The organism is Saccharopolyspora sp. NPDC047091, from assembly GCF_040643635.1.
In the GTDB taxonomy this organism is placed as follows: domain Bacteria; phylum Actinomycetota; class Actinomycetes; order Mycobacteriales; family Pseudonocardiaceae; genus Saccharopolyspora_C.
This window is the reverse complement of record NZ_JBEYUS010000002.1, coordinates 12,219-30,267: the sequence shown is the minus strand read 5'-3', so window position 1 is coordinate 30,267 and position 18,049 is coordinate 12,219. Positions and strand designations below refer to the sequence as shown.

Here is an 18,049-nt window from a genome sequence, read left to right as displayed (position 1 = left end):
GCGGCCCGGTGAACGGGCTGCTGCTGGCGGTGTCCTGGCTGACGGTGCTGCCGTTGCCGGCCCGCGAGGTCGACGACCGCGCCTGCCGCCAGGCCATCGCGCTCGCCCCGCTGGTGGGCGCGCTGGTCGGCGGGTTCGGCGCGGTGCTGCTGTGGGCGCTGACCGCGCTCGGCGCGCCCGCCCTGCTGGCCGGGCTGCTCACCGTGGCGGCGCTGGTGCTGGTCACCCGCGGCATGCACGTGGACGGGCTGGCCGACACGGTCGACGGCCTCGGCTGCTACGGCCCGCCGGAGCGGGCGCTGGCGGTGATGCGCGACGGCGGTGCCGGCCCGTTCGCGGTGGTCGCGCTGATCGTCGCGGTCGGCGTGCAGGCGGTGGCGCTCGCCGACCTCGCCGCTGGCGGGCGCTGGGCGGTGGTGGTGCTGGCGTGCGCGGCGGGCCGGGGCGCGTTCGTGCTCTGCTGCCGCCGCGGGCTGCCCGCCGCACGTCCGGAGGGCATGGGTTCGCTGGTCGCGGGCACCCAGCCGTGGTGGCTGGTGGCCTGCTGGTGGCTGGTGCTGGCGGCCGGGGGCGCGCTCGCGGCTCCCTGGTCGGGCGCGGTCGCCGTGCTGCTGGCGGGCGCGGTGCTGCTCGGGTTCACCGCGCACGTGCGGCGCCGCTTCGGCGGCATCACCGGGGACGTGCTCGGCGCCGCCGCCGAACTCACCACCACGCTGGTCCTGGCGGTCTCCGTGCTCGGCTGAGCACCCGTCAGCCCCCGGCGACCGACGGGATGACGCGGATCTCGGTGCCGTCGCGGACCGCCGAACCGGCGCCGTCCAGCCACCGGCACTCCTCCCCGTCCAGGTAGAAGTTGACGTGCCGACGCAGGCCACCGGCCTCGTCCCGCAACCGGCGTTCGACCGCCGGGTGCCGGGCGCCGAGCACGTCCAGCACGCCCGCCAGCGTGGCCTCCGCCGGCTCGACCTCCAGCCGCTGCCGCCCACCGGCGTGTTCGCGCAGCAGCCGCGGCAGCACCACCGTCACCCGCACCGCCACCACCTCACCAGCTCATCGCGCGCAGCGACAGCACGTCGGGCAGGTGCTCGGCCACCCGTTCCCAGCGCTCCCCGTCCCCGCTGCCCGCGTACACCTCGCCGCTGCGGGAGCCGAAGTACACCCCGGCCGGGTCGGCGTCGTCGGTGCACAGCGCGTCGCGCATCACCGCCGACCAGAACCGCTCGGGCAACCCCTCGGACAGCCCGGTCCACGTCTCGCCCGCGTCCTCGCTGCGGTACACCCGGCAGCGCCCGTCCGGCGGGTAGCGCGTCGCGTCCGCGGTCAGCGGGAACCCGAACACCACGTCCGGCCGGTGCGGGTGGGTCACGATCGGGAAGCCGAAGTCGCTGGGCAGGCCGTCGGCGATGGAGCGCCAGCTCGCCGCCCCGTCGTCGCTGCGGTACACGCCGTGGTGGTTCTGCAGGAAGAACCGCTCCGGCTTCGCCGGGTGCTGGGCGATCTTGTGCACGCACTGGCCGAACTCCGGGTACTCGTCCGGCAGGAAGTAGGCCTTGATGCCCCGGTTGCTCGCCTGCCAGCTCGTCCCGCCGTCCTCGGTGCGGTAGACGCCGCCCGCCGACATCGCCACGACCACGCGGGACGGGTCGTGCGGGTGCGCGAGCACGGTGTGCACCGCCTGCCCGCCGAACCCGGGTTCCCAGCGCTCCCGGTGCGGGTGGTCCCACAACCCGCGGACCAGCTGGAACGTCCGCCCGCGGTCCTCGGAGCGGAACAGCGCGGACGGTTCGGCCCCGGCGTGGACGACCTCCGGGTGGTCGGCGGGCCCCGGCGCGAGCTGCCACACCCGTTCCAGGGCCGCCCCGGTGTCCGCGGGGAACGCGATCGGTGCCGCGTCCGGTTCCTGCCAGGTGGCGCCGAGGTCGTCGCTGGTGACGACGCTGGGGCCGAAGTGCGTGCTGGAGGCGCCGACGAGCAGCCGCGGCGCGCCCCGGGTGTCGGCGGCCACGGCGTAGATCTCCGCCATCGGCAGGTGCGGCCCGGTCACCTCCCAGGCCCCGCGTTCGCGGCGCGCCAGCCAGAGGCCCTTGCGCGTGCCGATCAGCAGCAGTACTCGATCCGACATGACCGCCCCCTGTGCGTGTTCCAGGTCACTCGGAAGCTACGCCGGGGCACCGACATCCCGCCCGGGCCGAAAGCAACGGCGCCCTCCTCGCGGAACGAGGAGGGCGCCGGGTGGACGGGGCTCAGGCGAGCGGGACCATCCAGCCGTGCGGGTCGGGGGCGGTGCCCTGCTGGATGGCGGTGAGCCGGTCGCGCAGCTGCATCGTCACCGTCCCGGCCTGGCCGTCGGCGATGGTGAACTCGCCGTCTTGGTGCTTCACGTGCCCGACCGGGGTGATCACCGCGGCCGTGCCGCAGGCGAACACCTCGGTGAGCTCACCGGACCGGGCGCGCTTCTCCCACTCGTCGGTGGTGATCCGCCGCTCCTCGACCGCCATGCCCAGGTCGGCGCCGAGCTCCAGCACCGAGGAGCGGGTGACGCCGGGCAGCAGGCTGCCGGACAGCTCCGGGGTGACCAGCCGGGCGTCCGCGCCGGTGCCGAAGACGAAGAACAGGTTCATCCCGCCCATCTCCTCGACCGCCCGCCGCTCCACCGCGTCCAGCCACACCACCTGGTCGCAGCCGTTCTCCACGGCCTGCGCCTGCGCGGCGAAGGAGGCCGCGTAGTTGCCCGCGAACTTCGCCGCCCCGGTGCCGCCGGGCGCGGCCCGCACGTACTCGTGGCCGAGCCACACCGTGACGGGCTTGACGCCGCCCGCGAAGTACGAACCGGCCGGCGAGGCGATCGCCGCGTACAGGTACTCGCTGGCCGGGCGGTTCACCCCGAGGCTGACCTCGGTGGAGATCATGAACGGCCGCAGGTACAGCGAGCTCTCCCCCGCTTCCGGCACCCACGCCCGGTCGACGTCGACGAGCTCCCGCAGCGAGTCGAGGAACACCTGCTCCGGCAGCTCCGGCATCGCGATGCGCTGCGCCGAGCGCTGGAACCGGCGGGCGTTCTGCTCCGGGCGGAACGCGGAGATCGCGCCGTCGGGCTGCCGGTAGGCCTTCAAGCCCTCGAAGATCGCCTGCGCGTAGTGCAGCACCGTCGTCGCCGGGTCGAGCTCCAGCGAGTGGTAGGCCTCGATCTTGGCGTCGTACCAGCCGCGTTCGGTGGAGTACCGCACCGTCGCCATGTGGTCGGTGAAGAACTTCCCGAACCCGGGATTCGCCAATACGTCCGCGCGCTGCGCCTCGGTGGCGGGATGCGAACTGGGAATCCGGGAGAACGAGAGTTCTGTCATGCCCGTACCGTATCGCGCGCCTCGGAACAGTGGAAACCGGTGTGCCATCGGTCGGTCCTCCTAGTGTCGGAGGCTGCTCGAACCCGTTCCGGACGGTCTGCCCGGAGGCGTACCGGTGATCCGTTCGGACCTCTATGATGAGGCCATGGGTGACCAGGAGAACCTGCCGGTGCCGGGACCGACGACGGTCCAGCAGGACACGCTCGCGGCCGCGCTCGGCCTGCTGCTGCCGCTGGGCGGTGGGCTGCTCGTGCTGTGGGGTTACGCCTGGCTGGGGTGGTTCGGCGCGATCGTCGGCGGCGCGGGCGTGGCCTGGTGGGGTTTCTGGTGGTACGGCAAGCACAAGACGCTGTTCCCGAAGGACCTGCGCGGTGGGCAGGTCGGCGGGCTGGCGGTGCTCACGGCCGTGTTCGGCCTGTTCTTCTTCCTCGCGCTGGCGCCCTGATCGGGTTCGATCCCGGTTCGGACCCGGATCCGGAGCGCTTCCGGGGCTGAATCCCGGCCCGGCGCTTGAATCCCGGCCCGGCGCTTGAACCCCGGCCCGGCGCTGAATCCCGGTGCGCCCCTGATCCCGGTTCCGGCACGCGCCTGAGCCCGCAAGCGCGCTGCTTCCGACCGGGTTCAGCGCACCAGGTCCGCGGGCAGCTCGGGCAGCGCCCAGCGCGGGTCGGGCCGCGCCTCGCAGTGGCTGCCGTCGAACGGGAAGCGCTCGCGTTCGGCGAGGTCCGCCATCCGCTCCCCCTCCGCGCGCAGCCGGTCCAGGCGCAGCTGGTCGATGCGCCCGGCGGCCAGCGCGGAGTCGAGTTCGTCCTCGTCCTTCCACGCCCACTTCCCGCCGGGGAACACCTCCAGGTCGAGCACCCCGTCCACCCGGTTGACGCCGGTGGCGTCCCGCCCGAGCGGCACCTCCAGGTTCACGTACCAGTTGCGGAAGCTGCCGTCGGCTTCGAAGAACCACCACACCGAGGACCAGTGCTCGGCGAACACCAGCCGCAGCGTGGCCGTGGTGTGCCACACCGACAGCGCGGGCACCCGGGTTCCGGAGAACCGCTCGTGCATCGGCAGTTCCCGCGGTTTCCGGCCGTCCGGCGAGGTGGTGATGCGGATCGGCGTCCCCGGCAGCACCCAGCACAGCAGCCGGTCCGGTTCGTCGCTGACCACTCGCGCCGGGTGCACGGTGCCGAGCGAGCCGTCGAGGCGCCAGAAGCGGTAGAGGATGTCCGATCCGGGCTCCCACCACTGCGGGGCGGGGTCCGGCCGAGCACCACGTTCGGGACCGCGTTCGAGCATGCCGACCTCAACTCCAGCGCCGAGAGACCAGACCCGCCAGCAGCGGGCCCGCGATGACCACCACGAGCGTTCCGAGCATCGCATGGACGGGCATGCTCATGGCCAGGATCACGGCCAATCCCATCCCCAGGCACGCGGACCGCATCCGCCACACCTGGTCGTCGGCGAGCAGCACCCGCGCGGCGGCGTTGGCCAGCGCGTGGTGCACCAGCAGGCAGCAGGAAGCGAAGGCCATCGCCGCGGCGGGCTGCACCAGCAGCGCGACCACGGCGGCGGCGACGCCCGCGCACAGGTCCAGCAGGTACGGGGTGCCCGCGCGGCTCGTCCGGCCGAGCGCGGCGGGCAGGTCCTGGTCGCGCTGCACGGCGAGCGCGGTGGAGCGCAGCGATTCGAGGATGCCCAGCAGCACCGGGAACAGCGCCAGGCCCACCGCGGTCCCGACCAGCGGCCGCAGCGAGCCGCCCGCGGCCGCGTCCATCGCGTCGAGCACCGGCTGCCCGGACAGCGCGAGGCGGGCCGGGCCGAGCTGGTGCAGCAGCGCCGCCGACAGCAGCAGCACCACCGCGCCGGTCACCGCCAGCGCGACGATCACGCCCCACTTCACGACCTTGCCGCGGTACCGGTCCCGTTCCTGCGCGGGGGCGGTGAGCCGTTCGAAGCCGAGGAAGCCGAAGAACAGCACCCCGGCCGCGCCGGTGATGCCGATGGCCCCGTCGCCGCGCGGCGCACCGGCAGGCAGCCCCGCGGGCGGTTCGATCGCGAAGCACACCGCGACGACCAGCCCGACCACGGCCAGCGTGAGCAGAACCCACACCCACGCGGCGGCACCGCGGATGCGCAGTCCCGCGGTGGCGGCCAGCACGACGAACAGCACGATCGCGGCGGCGATGGCGGGCGGCGCGGCGGGCATGGCGTGCTGGGTGATCACCTCGGCGACGGCGGCCAGCGCCGCGACCTGCCCGGCGAGCGCGGTGGCCGCGCCGAACCGGGCGGGCAGCACGCCCAGCCGCGCCCGGATGCACGCGTACCCGGCGCCGGGCCCGCGGTAGCTGGCGGACTGGTGCGCGGAGGCCAGCGCGCAGCACGCCACCGCCAGCAGCACCAGCGGCACGGCCAGCGGCAGCAGCCGTCCGGCGGCGAGGGTGGCGGGGGCGATGCCGACGAACAGCCCGGCACCGAGCATCCCGCCGAGCACCAGCGGCAACGCCGAACCGATCGCTCGCCTAGGTCCGTCCGCGGCGGCCCCAGCACCGGCGTCCGCCTGCTGCTCCGCGACCTGTTGCCCCACTCGCCCACCTTTGCAGAACGCGGTCCCCACCGGCAGCCGCCTGCCGGTCGACGCCGACCGGGAGGCGTCCGCGGCGGCGGCCCGGGCGGGCACCGCGCGGCCGGTCGCACCCGGGTCCGCGACGCCCCAGCCTACGCACCGGCACCGGCCCGTCCCGGTGCGCTTTCCCCCGCCGACGCGCTCCGCCGCGGGAAAACCGCTGGCACTGATCGGCGCAGCGCTAAGCTCGGGCGTGCGGCGCGGTCGGTCCCCGCAACCGCCTGTCGGACCCACCGCGGCCCACCCGATCTACAGTGGCGGTCGCGGGACGGCCGCCGAGCAGGTCAGGCCGGCCGGGGACGGTTCCCGCGTCCGACACCCCATCGATGGCGACACCGCCCGGAGGAAACACACGTGAGCACGCCGAAACTCGCCCTCACCGATACCAAAGCCGCCAAACTCACCGCGGACGTCCTGGTCATCGGCACCCTCGCCGGCGCGGACGGCCCGGAGATCGCGCCCGGCGGCGACGAGGTGGCCGCGGCCTTCGACGGCGACCTGGCGAAGGTGCTCGCGACGCTCGGCGCCACCGGCAAGGCCGAGGAGGTCGTGAAGCTGCCCGCGGGTTCCGGGCTGCGCGCGGACGTCCTGCTGGCCGTCGGGCTCGGCAAGGTCACCGGCGATTCCCCCACCGGTGAGCAGGTGCGCCGCGCCGCGGGCGCCGCGGCCCGCGCGCTGAGCGGGGTCGCGCACGCCGCGACCACCCTGGGCGCGCTGGACCTGGGCGCCGCGGTGCAGGGCACCGTGCTGGGCGCCTACTCGTTCCGCAAGTACAAGTCCGAGCCGGGCGACGACCCGGTGAACCAGGTCGACCTGATCGTGCCGGACGCGAAGGACGACGCCGCCAAGCACGCGCTCAAGGGCGGCACCGCCATCGGCGAGTCCGTCACCATCGCCCGCGACCTGATCAACACCCCGCCGAACGACCTGTACCCGGGTTCGTTCGCGGACCGCGCGAGCGAGCTGGCCCGCTCCGCCGGGCTCGAGGTCGAGGTGCTCGACGAGGCGGCGCTGCGCAAGGGCGGCTACGGCGGCATCCTCGGCGTCGGCTGCGGTTCGAGCCGCCCGCCGCGCCTGGTGCGGCTGCGGCACAAGGGCCCGAAGGCGTCGAAGAAGGTCGCGCTCGTCGGCAAGGGCGTCACCTTCGACACCGGCGGCATCTCGCTGAAGCCCGCCGCCTCGATGGACGAGATGACCTCGGACATGTCCGGTGCCGCCGCGGTGATCGCCACGATGGTGCTGGTCTCGAAGCTGAACTACCCGCTGGACGTGACCGCCACGGTGCCGATGGTGGAGAACATGCCCTCCGGCACCGCGTACCGGCCCGGCGACGTGCTGAGCATGTACGGCGGCAAGACCGTCGAGGTCCTCAACACCGACGCCGAGGGCCGGTTGATCCTGGCCGACGCGATCGTGCGCGCGGGCGAGGACGAGCCGGACTACCTGATCGAGACCTCCACGCTGACCGGCGCGCAGGTGGTGGCCCTGGGCAAGCGCACCCCCGCCGTGATGGGCGACGAGGACTTCCGCGACCGCGTCGCGAAGCTCTCGCAGGCCACCGGTGAGGGCGCCTGGCCGATGCCGCTGCCGGAGGACATGCGCGGCGACCTGGACTCCAAGCTCGCCGACCTGGCGAACGTGGCCGGGCACCGCTGGGGCGGCATGCTCACCGCGGGCCTGTTCCTGAAGGAGTTCGTCCGCGACGGCCTGCCCTGGGCGCACATCGACGTGGCCGGCCCGGCGTACAACACGAACTCGCCGCACGGCTACACCGCGAAGGGCGGCACCGGCGTCCCGGTGCGCACGATCGCGGCGGTGCTCGCCGACATCGCCGAGAACGGCTGACGAAGGCCCCCTGGACGGCCCGCCGAGTGCGCTCGGCGGGCCGTTCGTCGTCCGCGCCACGTGCGGGAACGGTGTGAGCCCGGTCTCAAAGGGATCACCACGGCCCTGCCCCGCGATGCCAGGATGGGGTGGTGAGCGAAACGAGCGAGCAGCAGCCGACCACCCCCGGGCCTGCGCGGCACGGTTTCGCGGTCGAAGTGGTGTGGACCGGGAACACCGGCGCGGGCACCAGCAGCTACCGCAGCTACGAGCGCACCCACGAGGTGCGTTCCGCGGGCAAGAACACCATCGAGGCCTCCGCGGACCCGGCGTTCCTCGGCGACGCGGACCGGTACAACCCGGAGGAGCTGCTCATCGCGGCCCTGTCGCAGTGCCACATGCTGTGGTTCCTGCACCTGGCCGCGGAGTGCGGCGTCGTGGTGGTCGGCTACCACGACCGCGCGCAGGGCGAGCTGGCGGAGAACGCCGACGGTTCGGGCGGGTTCCGGGAAGTGGTGCTCCACCCGGAGGTCACGGTCGAGGACCTGGCCAGCGTGGACGTCGCGGAAGCGCTGCACGAGCGCGCGCACGAGCTCTGCTACATCTCGAAGTCGCTGAACTTCCCGGTGCGGCTGACGCCGTCCACCCGCGTCGCGAACTGACGGGCTCAGCCCAGGTCGCGGCGGTGCTGCCGGTCGCGTAAGACCCGCTGCCGGGCCTGGTAGTCGCGCATCCGCTGCGGATAGCCGAGTTTCGCCACCTCGTAGCAGGGCATCCCCTGCTTGCGGGCGAAGCGGAACGCCGCCTCCGGGCCCGCGACGCGGCGCCGGGTCCACTCCCCGTCGTGCGCGACCAGCAGCACCGTGGTCTCGGTGACGGTGGTGCGGGGTTCGACGAACGCCTCGACACCGTGCCGCTGCTGCGCCCAGGCCCGCAGGTGCTCGGTGTCGCGCGAGTCGGCGGGACGGCCGGTGGTGCGCCGCCGCCGGAAACGATCGAACAGACCCACGGAATCCGCCCTCCCCGCGTCCGCTGGAAGCGCGGCCACGGATTCGATTCACCTGCGCGCGGCCGCGCTCGGAGACACCTCCGGAAAACCGGTGCCCCCGTTCGCGATGATGCCATCGAGCGCCTGTGACGAAGCTGAGAATCGGAAAAAACGATTCAGTGGGATCGGGCACGTTCGCGCGATCAGAGCGAGCCCACGTCGCGTCGTCCCAACGGGTGGTGACAAGATGGCTGCCAGGTGTTCCGCGCCTCGCGCGACAGCCGGGCCGGGCGGCACCTCAGCGATTCAACGATGGCTGTCGAGGAGTGCGAAGTGACCGACACGTCCGCCGATCTGGTCATTCTCGGCGGCGGTTCGGGCGGCTACGCCTGCGCTTTCCGCGCGGCTGAGCTGGGCCTGTCCGTCGTCCTCATCGAAAAGGACAAGCTCGGGGGAACCTGCCTGCACCGCGGGTGCATTCCCACGAAGGCTCTCCTGCACGCCGCGGAGGTCGCCGACTCCGCGCGCGATGGCGACCAGTTCGGGGTGAAGACCTCGCTGGAGGGCATCGACATCGCGGGGGTGAACTCCTACAAGGACGGTGTCGTCGGCAAGCTCTACAAGGGCTTGCAGGGCTTGGCCAAGGCGCACAAGGTGACCCTGGTCGACGGCGCGGGCACGCTCGTCGACAAGAACACCGTCGAGGTCGACGGCACCCGCTACACCGGCAAGAACGTCGTGCTGGCGACCGGTTCCTACTCCAAGTCGCTGCCCGGCCTGGAGCTCGGCGGCCGCGTCATCGCCAGCGAGCAGGCGCTGAACCTGGACTTCGTGCCGGAGAAGGTCGTCGTGCTCGGCGGCGGCGTCATCGGCGTCGAGTTCGCCAGCGTGTGGCGCTCCTTCGGCGCCGAGGTGACCATCGTCGAGGCCCTGCCGCACCTGGTGCCGAACGAGGACGAGTTCGCCTCCAAGCAGCTGGAGCGCGCGTTCCGCAAGCGCGGCATCAAGTTCAAGACCGGCGTCAAGTTCACCGGTGCCTCCCAGACCGACTCCGGCGTCTCGGTGAGCCTGGAGAACGGCGACCAGCTCGACGCGGACGTGCTGCTGGTGGCCGTCGGCCGCGGTCCGAACACCGCGGGCCACGGCTACGAGGACGCGGGCGTCCAGCTGGAGCGCGGCTTCGTCGTCACCGACGACCGGCTGCGCACCAGCCTGCCGGGCGTGTACGCGGTCGGCGACATCGTGCCCGGCCTGCAGCTCGCGCACCGCGGTTTCCAGCAGGGCATCTTCGTCGCCGAGGAGATCGCGGGCCAGAACCCGCAGGCGATCGACGAGGCGGGCATCCCGCGCGTCACCTACAGCCACCCCGAGGTCGCCTCGGTGGGCCTGACCGAGAGCGCTGCCAAGGAGCAGTACGGCTCGGTGCAGACCTTCACCTACGACCTCGCCGGCAACGGCAAGAGCCAGATCCTCAAGACGGCGGGCGCGGTGAAGCTGGTCCGCGCCACCGACGGGCCGGTGCTCGGCCTGCACCTGGTCGGTGACCGGGTCGGCGAGCTCATCGGCGAAGCCCAGTTGATCTACAACTGGGAGGCGCTGCCCGAGGACGTGGCACCGCTGGTGCACGCCCACCCCACGCAGACCGAGGCCCTCGGCGAGGCGCACCTCGCCCTGGCCGGCAAGCCGCTGCACGTCCACGGCTGACCCGGTCCGCTTCCCGCACCAGCACAGCACCCCGCCACACCGCACGAGGAGTCCGCGAGCGATGTCCTTCTCCGTCCAGATGCCCGCGCTAGGCGAAAGCGTCAGCGAGGGCACGATCACCAGGTGGCTCAAGCAGGTCGGCGACACCGTCGAGGTCGACGAGCCCCTGCTGGAGGTCTCCACCGACAAGGTCGACACCGAGATCCCGTCCCCCGCCGCCGGTGTGCTGCAGCGCATCGTCGCCGAGGAGGACGACACGGTGGAGATCGGCGGTGAGCTCGCCGTCATCGGTGACAGCGCCGACGACTCGGGCTCCGCCCCCGCGCCGCAGCAGGCCCCCGCCGAGGCGCCCGCCCCGGCGCAGGAAGCCGCCCCCGCCCAGGAGCAGCAGGCCCCGGCCGAGCAGCCCGCAGCGCCCGCCGCCTCCGGCGGTTCGGCGCAGGGCACCGAGGTGCCGATGCCCGCGCTCGGCGAGAGCGTCAGCGAGGGCACCATCACCCGGTGGCTCAAGCAGGTCGGCGACTCGGTCGAGGTCGACGAACCGCTGCTGGAGGTCTCCACCGACAAGGTCGACACCGAGATCCCGTCGCCGGTCGCGGGCACGCTGCTCGAGATCGCCGCCGGCGAGGACGACACCGTCGAGGTCGGCGGGAAGCTGGCCGTGATCGGCGAGCAGGGCGCCGCCCCGGCCGCGCCCGCCGCGCCGGAACCGGCCCCCGCCCCCGCCGCACCCGCTCCGGAGCCGAAGCCGGAACCCGCGGCGCAGGCCCCGGCCGCCCCGGCGCAGCCTGCGGCTCCCGCGGCTCCCGCCGAGCCCGCCGCGCAGCAGGCCCCCGCGGCCCAGCAGTCCGGCCCGTCCGGCAGCACGCCGTACGTGACGCCGCTGGTGCGCAAGCTCGCCAACCAGCACGGCATCGACCTGTCCACCATCAAGGGCAGCGGTGTCGGCGGCCGCATCCGCAAGCAGGACGTGCAGGCCGCGGTCGACGCCGCCAAGGCGAAGCCCGCCGCCGCTCCGGCCGCCGCGAAGCCCGCGGCCCCGGCGCAGCCCGCGTCCTCGGACGAGGCGGAGGCGCTGCGCGGCACCACGCAGCAGATGTCCAGGCTGCGCCAGCTGCTGGCCCGCCGCATGGTCGAGTCGCTGCAGACCGCCGCGCAGCTCACCACGGTGATCGAGGTCGACGTCACCCGCATCGCCAAGCTGCGCCAGCAGGCGAAGGCCTCCTTCGAAGCGGCGGAGGGCGTGAAGCTGTCCTTCCTGCCGTTCTTCGCGAAGGCCGCCGCCGAGGCGCTGAAGCTGCACCCGAAGGTGAACGCCTCGGTCAACGAGGAGAGCAAGGAGATCACCTACCACGCGGCCGAGCACCTCTCGATCGCCGTGGACACCCCGCGCGGGCTGGTCTCGCCGGTGATCCACGACGCCGGGGACCTGAACCTCGGCGGCCTGGCCCGCAAGATCTCCGACGTGGCCGAGCGCACCCGGAACAACAAGCTCAAGCCGGACGAGCTCTCCGGGGGCACGTTCACCATCACCAACACCGGCAGCCGCGGCGCGCTGTTCGACACCCCGATCCTGAACCCGCCGCAGGTGGGCATGCTGGGCACGGGCAGCGTCGTGAAGCGGCCCGTGGTGGTCTCCGACGACAACGGCGGCGACACGATCGCGATCCGGTCGATGGTGTACCTGGCGCTGTCCTACGACCACCGGCTGGTCGACGGCGCGGACGCGGCCCGGTTCCTCACCACGCTGAAGCAGCGGCTGGAGGAAGGCGCCTTCGAGGCCGACCTCGGGATCTGATCCGGCTCCGATGCCACGGCGAGGGCCGTCCACCTGCGGGTGGGCGGCCCTCGCCGCGTTCCGGGGCCGTTCGAGCGGGCGAAACCATCGCGCGCGGAAGATCGGTGCGGGACCATCGGGGACATGCGCGTGGTAATCGCCGGTTCGTCCGGGTTGATCGGCACGAGTCTCGTCGCGGCGTTGCGGCAGGGCGAGCACGAGGTGGTGCGGCTGGTCCGCCGCCGCGCCGCCGCCCCCGACGAACGCACCTGGGATCCGGCGGAGGGCGTGCTGGACGAGGACGCCCTGGCCGGGGCGGACGCGGTGGTGAACCTGTGCGGGGCGGGGATCGCGGACCGCCGCTGGAGCACCGAGCGCAAGGAACTGCTGGTGTCCTCGCGGGTGCGGCCCACGGCGCTGCTGGCCGAGGCGGTGGCCCGGCACGGCGTTCCCGCGCTGGTCAACGGCTCGGCGGTCGGCTACTACGGCGACACCGGGGACCGGCTGGTGACCGAGTCGGCGCCTGCGGGCACCGGTTTCCTCGCCGACCTGTGCCGGCAGTGGGAGGCGGCGACGAGCGCGGCGGTGGGTGCGGGCGCCCGCGTGGCGATGTCCCGCACGGGCCTGGTGGTGGCGCCCTCGGGCGGGCTGGTGGGCGCGTTGAAGCCGCTGTTCTCGGTGCTGCTGGGGGCGAAGCTCGGCGGCGGGCGGCAGTACATGCCGTGGATCTCGCTGGACGACGCGGTGGGCGCGCTGCGGTTCCTGGTGGAGAACTCGGCGGTGTCGGGTCCGGTGAACCTGACCGGTCCGGCGCCGGTGACGAACGCCGAGTTCACCCGGGAGCTGGGCCGGGCGCTGGGCAGGCCCGCGCCGTGGACGGTGCCGGAGTTCGCGCTCCGCGCGGCGCTGGGCCAGGCCGCGGACGAGGCGATGCTGGCCGGGCAGCGCGCGGTCCCGGAACGCCTCGACGAGCACGGCTACCCGTTCGCCCACCCCACCTTGGACGCCGCCCTCGACGCCGTGCTCTGAGGCCCGAGCCCGTCCCGGGGCAGCCGCGCCGCCGCGCCGGGTGGCCGCCGCCACGTGCGCGGGGCGGTCGGTGCCGGGGCGGAAACGCCGGGCGTAGCCTGGCCCGGTGAGTCGCGCGGAGATGTCATGTCGCGCCTCGGCCGATCCGGTCGACGTGCGTGAACTGGGAAGAATCGACTACCTGGACGCCTGGGACCTCCAGCGGGAGCTGGCCACGGGCCGCGCCGAGGAGACCGGTCCGGACACCCTGCTGCTGCTGGAGCACCCGTCGGTGTACACCGCCGGGAAGCGCACCCAGCCGGAGGACCGCCCGCAGGACGGCACGCCGGTGATCGACGTGGACCGCGGCGGCAAGATCACTTGGCACGGGCCGGGGCAGATCGTGGGCTACCCGATCCTGGGGCTGGCCGACCCGATCGACGTCGTGGACTACGTGCGCCGCCTGGAGCAGGCCTTGATCCGCACCTGCACCCGCTTCGGCCTGGAGACGGGCCGGGTCGAGGGCCGCAGCGGCGTGTGGCTGGCCGCCGACGGCGCGCGCCCGGAGCGCAAGATCGCCGCGATCGGCATCCGGGTGCAGCGCGGCGTGACGATGCACGGCCTGGAGCTGAACTGCGATCCGGACATGGGCCAGTTCGACCGGATCGTGCCGTGCGGCATCCGGGACGCGGGCGTCACCTCGCTGTCGGCGGAGCTGGGCCGGGACGTCACGGTCGAGGAGGCGCTGCCCTGGGTGCGCCAGGACGTGCTGGACGCGGTCGACGGGGCGCTGCCGGTGGTGGAGTCGAACATCGCGCGGGTCGCGCCCACCGCCGAAGGCGTGACGCTGGCGCTGGATCCGACCCTGCGCTGACCCACCCCCTCCACTCCTCTAGTATTCCGGAATTACGGACTACTAGAGGAGTGGACGCATGCCGCTGTCCCGCCGCACCCTGCTGACCGGCCTCACCGCCGCCACCGCGCTCCCGCTGCTCTCGTGCAGCCCCGCCACCGCGCTCGGCGACCGCGCCGAAGCCGATCTGAGCACTCCCGACGGCTGGCTGGCCTGGATCGCCGAGCACCGCGACCGGCTCGCCCTCGTGCTCACCGACACCACCGGCCTGCGGTTGGAGCACCGCGCGGAGACCCCGCAGCCGCTGGCCTCCGCGGTGAAGGCCGCGCACCTCGCCGCCTACGCCACCGCCGTCGCCGACGGGCGCCTCGACCCCGCCGAGCGGATCCGCGTCGGCGACTGGGAGCGCTACTACGTGCCCACCGACGGCGGCGCGCACGTGGCGGCCTTGCAGGAACTGGGCATCCCCACCGACGCCACCGGCGCGTGGGCCGCCGACCCGGACCGCACGGTGGCGCTGGAGCAGCTGGCAGGCGCGATGATCGCGCACAGCGACAGCGCCGTCCCCGACCTGATCCGCGACCGGCTCGGCACCGAGGCCGTGCGGGACGCCGCGCTCGCCGGGGGCTGGCCCGACGCCGACGTGCGCTCGCTGTGCGCCGAATACCTGTTCCTGCTGCTGCCCGCCGAAGCACCCGCACCCGGCACCCCGGTCGCGCGGCGCCGCGAGATCGGCTTCGCGCTGGAACGCCGCCACCGCGACGAGCAGGACTTCCGCGACCAGGTGCGCACCAGGCTGCTCACGCAGCCGCTGCCGGACTGGGACACCCAGCTGACCTGGTCCGCGGGCACCGCCGCGAGCAGCCCGCGGCAGCTGGCCGCGCTGCACCGCTCGCTCGCCGACGGCAGCTACCCGTCGCCGCGCGCCGCGGAGATCGCGCGCGACGTCCTGGAACGGCGGGACGGCCTGCCCGAGGGAGTACTCGGCCTCGGCTACAAGGGCGGCAGCCTGCCCGGCGTGCTCACCGCGGGGATCTCGCTGCGCTTCGCCGACGGGCGGATCGCGGCCGGATCGCTGCTCGCCCACGGCGGGATCTCCGCCGAACAGCTGGGCAACGGCGATCCCGGGCTGCCCCTGCTCAAGGCCGCCCTCGACCCGGCGTGGCAGGACCGGTTGCGCACCGCGCTGCACGGGTAGGGCAAGCTCGCACGGTGAGTTCCGACGACGTGCAAGCGCGGCTGGACGACCTGGAGCGCCGAGTCGCCGCGCTGGAAGGACGGCCCGCCGCCACCCGGGAACCCAGCGGGGACGTGATCGAGTACGCCGGGAGCCTCAGCGAACCGTTCGAGCTGGCGTGGCAGATCCGCGCCGACCCGGCCCAGGTGCTGGAACTGCCGGACGCGCCGCGCACCGAGGTGCTCGCCGCGCTCGGACATCCGCTGCGGGCGGCGCTGGTGCGCAGGCTCGCCGAATCCGGCCCGGCCACCGGCGCGGAGCTGCAGCAGGCGGCGGGACTCGGCTCGCCAGGGCAGCTGTACCACCACTTGAAGGGGCTGACCGGCTGCGGCCTGGTCGAGCAGGACAAGCGCGGCTCCTACCGGCTGCGCCCGCAGGCCACCGTGCCCGCGCTGGTCCTGCTCACCGCGGCCTCCGACATAGCCGGTCAGCTCCGCGGCTGACCCGCCGGCGGCTCCGCGCCACCGGCGGGCCGTGCCGGGCTCACACCAGCTGCGGCGCGACCTCGGCGGCGACCAGGTCGATGTGGTCGAGGTCGGAGAGGTCCAGGACCTGCAGGTACAGCCGGGAGATCCCGGTCCGCTCCCGCCAGGTGCCGATCTTGTCCACGGCCTCCGCGGGCGTGCCCGCGAGCCCGTTGGCGCGCAGCTCCTCGACGTCCCGGCCGATCGCGGCCGCACGGCGCGCGATCTCCGCGTCGTCCTTGCCGACGCACAGCACCAGCGCCACCGACCGCACGATCTCCGCGGCGTCCCGGCCGATCGCCGCGCACGCCGCCGCGACCCGCTCGTACTGCGCGGCCGCGGTGTCCAGGTCGGTGAAGGGCAGGTTGAACTCGTCGGCGAAGCGGGCCGCCAGCTCCGGGGTGCGCTTCTTGCCCGCACCACCGATGAGCACCGGCGGCCGCGGCCGCTGCGCGGGCTTCGGCAGCCCGGGCGAGTCGGTGAGCTGGTAGTACCGCCCGTCGAAGCTGAAGGTCTCCCCCGCCGGGGTGTCCCACAGCCCGGTGATGATCTCCAGCTGCTCGGCGTAGCGGTCGAAGCGCTCCTTGAGCGCCGGGAACGGGATGCCGTAGGCGGTGTGCTCCTCCTCGTACCAGCCGCTGCCGAGGCCGAACTCCAAGCGCCCACCGGACATCTGGTCGACCTGCGCGGCCGCGATCGCCAGCGGCCCCGGGTGGCGGAACGTGCCCGCCGTCATCAGCGTGCCCAGCCGCACCCGCGAGGTCTCCCGCGCCAGGCCGCCCAGCGTCACCCAGGCATCGGTCGGCCCGGGCTCACCGGACACCGACCCCATCTTGAGGTAGTGGTCCGAGCGGAAGAACGCGTCGTAGCCGGCCGCCTCGGTGGCCGTGGCCACCCGCAGCAGGTCGTCGTAGCTGGCCCCTTGCTGGGGCTCGGTGAAGATGCGGAGTTTGAATGGCTCGATCACGGGTTCGAGGCTAATCCCCGCCGCAGCTCCCGGCGCACGCCGCCACGCGCAGCCCCTGCATCACGGCGTCGACGACCTGGCCGACCTCGGCGCTCGTCCGCTTCGGCTGCGCGGAGCCGGCGATGGTGCTGGCCCCGGCGGACAGCGCGCCGTAGACGACGTGGGCGAGCGCCTCGACCGGCAGCGGGGTGAACTCGCCCGCTTCGACGAGCGCCTGCACCGCTTCCCGGATCACGCCGAACGTGTAGCGCTCCTCGGCCTCCCGCCAGCGCTCCCAGCCCATCACCGCGGGCGCCTCGTGCACGACGATCCGCTGGTAGGAGGGCTCCAGGCAGACCTGGAGGAATTCGCCGAGCCCGGCCTGCACCGTCTCCCAGATGTGGCCGGTGGTGAACAGCACCGCCGACAGCCGCCGCACCACCTGGCTCTCGACGTCCTCGAAGGCGGCCTCGAACAGCGCCTGCTTGCCGTTGAAGTGGTGGTAGAGGGCGCCTTTGGTGACGCGGGCGCGCTTGGCGATCTCGTCGAGCGAGGTGCCCGCGTAGCCCCGCTTGGTGAACAGGACCACCGCCGACTTCACCAGCGCCTGCCGGGTGCTCTCGGTGTTCTCCACGCGCCGGGAACGGGCTGTAGCCATACTCACAATCATATGACATACCCGCGGTATGGCCCTGCTGGTACCTTCGAACGCACATACTCCCGGTATGCCGCACACCCGGAGTACGCCACCGTCCAGCTTGGAGGGACCATGACCTGGAACGACTTCTACCAGCGGCAACACGCCATCCGGGCCGTCCTCGACCACGCCGCGCAGCACCCCGCGGCACGCCTCGACCTCGACTCGGTGCCCGCGGCCGCCGCGGTGTTCGCCGACCGCGACGAGCTGCTGCGCGCGCTGCACCACAAGTGGAACCGCGGCCTCACCGGGCGCATCGACGTGGGCGTCGAGGACGCCGACGCCGACCCGCGCGGCGACCGGGTCGAAGCCGTCGGCGAGGCCTGGCGGCGCACCGCTGCCGACAACCCGGTGCTGCGCCGCGTCCTCGACGGGCACGCCGCCGAACCCGCGCTGTCCGGGCTGCGCGAGCAGGAGCAGCGGATGCTCGCCGTCTCCGCCGGACTCGCCGAACCGGACGAGCCCGCCGAGGAGATCGACCGCGTCGGCCAGGCCTTCCTGCGCCTGCTGCGCACCGCACCCGACACCCGCACCGGGCGCCGCCGCGGACCGCTCGCCCAGCTGCGCAAGGTCATCCCCAGCTTCTGAGC

19 protein-coding genes are annotated in these 18,049 nt (G+C 73.7%); 11 read left to right on the top strand and 8 right to left on the bottom strand.

All coding sequences use genetic code 11. From position 1 onward, the window contains the following. Window positions 1-8: 8 nt before the first annotated feature. Entirely contained in the window at window positions 9-743 is a 735-nt protein-coding gene (cobS, locus tag ABZ805_RS01545; protein WP_358432787.1) for an adenosylcobinamide-GDP ribazoletransferase, read from the top strand. 7 nt (window positions 744-750) lie between these two features. Here cobS and ABZ805_RS01540 read toward each other — a convergent pair whose 3' ends face one another. From ABZ805_RS01540 to ABZ805_RS01530, 3 genes are all read right to left on the bottom strand, one after another. Further along, complete coding sequence (locus ABZ805_RS01540) at window positions 751-1,032, bottom strand: MoaD/ThiS family protein (RefSeq protein WP_358432785.1); 282 nt, start codon at window positions 1,030-1,032, stop codon at window positions 751-753. 10 nt (window positions 1,033-1,042) lie between these two features. Beyond that, entirely contained in the window at window positions 1,043-2,122 is a 1,080-nt protein-coding gene (locus ABZ805_RS01535; protein ID WP_358432783.1) for an exo-alpha-sialidase, read from the bottom strand. 121 nt (window positions 2,123-2,243) lie between these two features. Beyond that, window positions 2,244-3,344, bottom strand: coding sequence for a branched-chain amino acid aminotransferase (locus tag ABZ805_RS01530; RefSeq protein WP_358432781.1), 1,101 nt, complete (start codon window positions 3,342-3,344; stop codon window positions 2,244-2,246). A gap of 145 nt (window positions 3,345-3,489) precedes the next feature. Here ABZ805_RS01530 and ABZ805_RS01525 point away from each other — a divergent pair, with 145 nt between their 5' ends. Then, window positions 3,490-3,789 (top strand): hypothetical protein, encoded by a 300-nt coding sequence (locus ABZ805_RS01525; RefSeq protein WP_358432779.1) that lies wholly within the window; start codon window positions 3,490-3,492, stop codon window positions 3,787-3,789. A 176-nt stretch (window positions 3,790-3,965) separates the two neighbouring features. On the opposite strand, the gene ABZ805_RS01520 is transcribed toward ABZ805_RS01525, so the two are convergent. Together ABZ805_RS01520 and ABZ805_RS01515 are read right to left on the bottom strand one after the other, a co-directional pair. Further along, window positions 3,966-4,634: a DUF402 domain-containing protein gene (locus ABZ805_RS01520; RefSeq protein ID WP_358432777.1), complete on the bottom strand. Its 669-nt coding sequence runs from the start codon at window positions 4,632-4,634 to the stop codon at window positions 3,966-3,968. A 7-nt stretch (window positions 4,635-4,641) separates the two neighbouring features. Beyond that, complete coding sequence (locus ABZ805_RS01515) at window positions 4,642-5,922, bottom strand: amino acid permease (RefSeq protein ID WP_358432775.1); 1,281 nt, start codon at window positions 5,920-5,922, stop codon at window positions 4,642-4,644. A gap of 393 nt (window positions 5,923-6,315) precedes the next feature. On the opposite strand from ABZ805_RS01515, the gene ABZ805_RS01510 reads away from it, so the two are divergent. Beyond that, window positions 6,316-7,806 carry a leucyl aminopeptidase gene (locus tag ABZ805_RS01510; protein WP_358432773.1) on the top strand — a complete coding sequence of 497 codons (1,491 nt, stop codon included), beginning with the start codon at window positions 6,316-6,318 and terminating at the stop codon, window positions 7,804-7,806. A gap of 131 nt (window positions 7,807-7,937) precedes the next feature. Beyond that, complete coding sequence (locus tag ABZ805_RS01505; RefSeq protein WP_358432771.1) at window positions 7,938-8,447, top strand: OsmC family protein; 510 nt, start codon at window positions 7,938-7,940, stop codon at window positions 8,445-8,447. A gap of 5 nt (window positions 8,448-8,452) precedes the next feature. Here the strand turns inward: ABZ805_RS01505 and ABZ805_RS01500 are convergent, their stop codons facing one another. After that, window positions 8,453-8,794 (bottom strand): oxidoreductase, encoded by a 342-nt coding sequence (locus tag ABZ805_RS01500; protein ID WP_358432769.1) that lies wholly within the window; start codon window positions 8,792-8,794, stop codon window positions 8,453-8,455. A gap of 312 nt (window positions 8,795-9,106) precedes the next feature. On the opposite strand from ABZ805_RS01500, the gene lpdA reads away from it, so the two are divergent. From lpdA to ABZ805_RS01470, 6 genes are all read left to right on the top strand, one after another. Beyond that, entirely contained in the window at window positions 9,107-10,477 is a 1,371-nt protein-coding gene (gene lpdA, locus ABZ805_RS01495; RefSeq protein WP_358432767.1) for a dihydrolipoyl dehydrogenase, read from the top strand. Window positions 10,478-10,538: 61 nt separating this feature from the next. Beyond that, window positions 10,539-12,275, top strand: a complete 1,737-nt coding sequence (gene sucB / locus ABZ805_RS01490; protein WP_358432765.1) for a 2-oxoglutarate dehydrogenase, E2 component, dihydrolipoamide succinyltransferase — start codon at window positions 10,539-10,541, stop codon at window positions 12,273-12,275. A gap of 123 nt (window positions 12,276-12,398) precedes the next feature. Continuing rightward, window positions 12,399-13,283, top strand: coding sequence for a TIGR01777 family oxidoreductase (locus ABZ805_RS01485; RefSeq protein WP_358432763.1), 885 nt, complete (start codon window positions 12,399-12,401; stop codon window positions 13,281-13,283). Between the two features lie 106 nt (window positions 13,284-13,389). Next, window positions 13,390-14,136 (top strand): lipoyl(octanoyl) transferase LipB, encoded by a 747-nt coding sequence (lipB, locus tag ABZ805_RS01480; RefSeq protein ID WP_358432761.1) that lies wholly within the window; start codon window positions 13,390-13,392, stop codon window positions 14,134-14,136. Window positions 14,137-14,194: 58 nt separating this feature from the next. Next, complete coding sequence (locus ABZ805_RS01475) at window positions 14,195-15,313, top strand: serine hydrolase (RefSeq protein WP_358432759.1); 1,119 nt, start codon at window positions 14,195-14,197, stop codon at window positions 15,311-15,313. Between the two features lie 14 nt (window positions 15,314-15,327). Next, window positions 15,328-15,795 (top strand): helix-turn-helix domain-containing protein, encoded by a 468-nt coding sequence (locus ABZ805_RS01470; RefSeq protein ID WP_358432757.1) that lies wholly within the window; start codon window positions 15,328-15,330, stop codon window positions 15,793-15,795. A 40-nt stretch (window positions 15,796-15,835) separates the two neighbouring features. Here ABZ805_RS01470 and ABZ805_RS01465 read toward each other — a convergent pair whose 3' ends face one another. Both ABZ805_RS01465 and ABZ805_RS01460 read right to left on the bottom strand, forming a co-directional pair. Continuing rightward, window positions 15,836-16,783: an LLM class F420-dependent oxidoreductase gene (locus ABZ805_RS01465; RefSeq protein ID WP_358432755.1), complete on the bottom strand. Its 948-nt coding sequence runs from the start codon at window positions 16,781-16,783 to the stop codon at window positions 15,836-15,838. 10 nt (window positions 16,784-16,793) lie between these two features. After that, window positions 16,794-17,420 carry a TetR/AcrR family transcriptional regulator gene (locus tag ABZ805_RS01460; RefSeq protein WP_358432753.1) on the bottom strand — a complete coding sequence of 209 codons (627 nt, stop codon included), beginning with the start codon at window positions 17,418-17,420 and terminating at the stop codon, window positions 16,794-16,796. Between the two features lie 111 nt (window positions 17,421-17,531). Here ABZ805_RS01460 and ABZ805_RS01455 point away from each other — a divergent pair, with 111 nt between their 5' ends. Further along, complete coding sequence (locus ABZ805_RS01455) at window positions 17,532-18,047, top strand: hypothetical protein (RefSeq protein ID WP_358432751.1); 516 nt, start codon at window positions 17,532-17,534, stop codon at window positions 18,045-18,047. The last annotated feature ends 2 nt before the right edge of the window (window positions 18,048-18,049 follow it).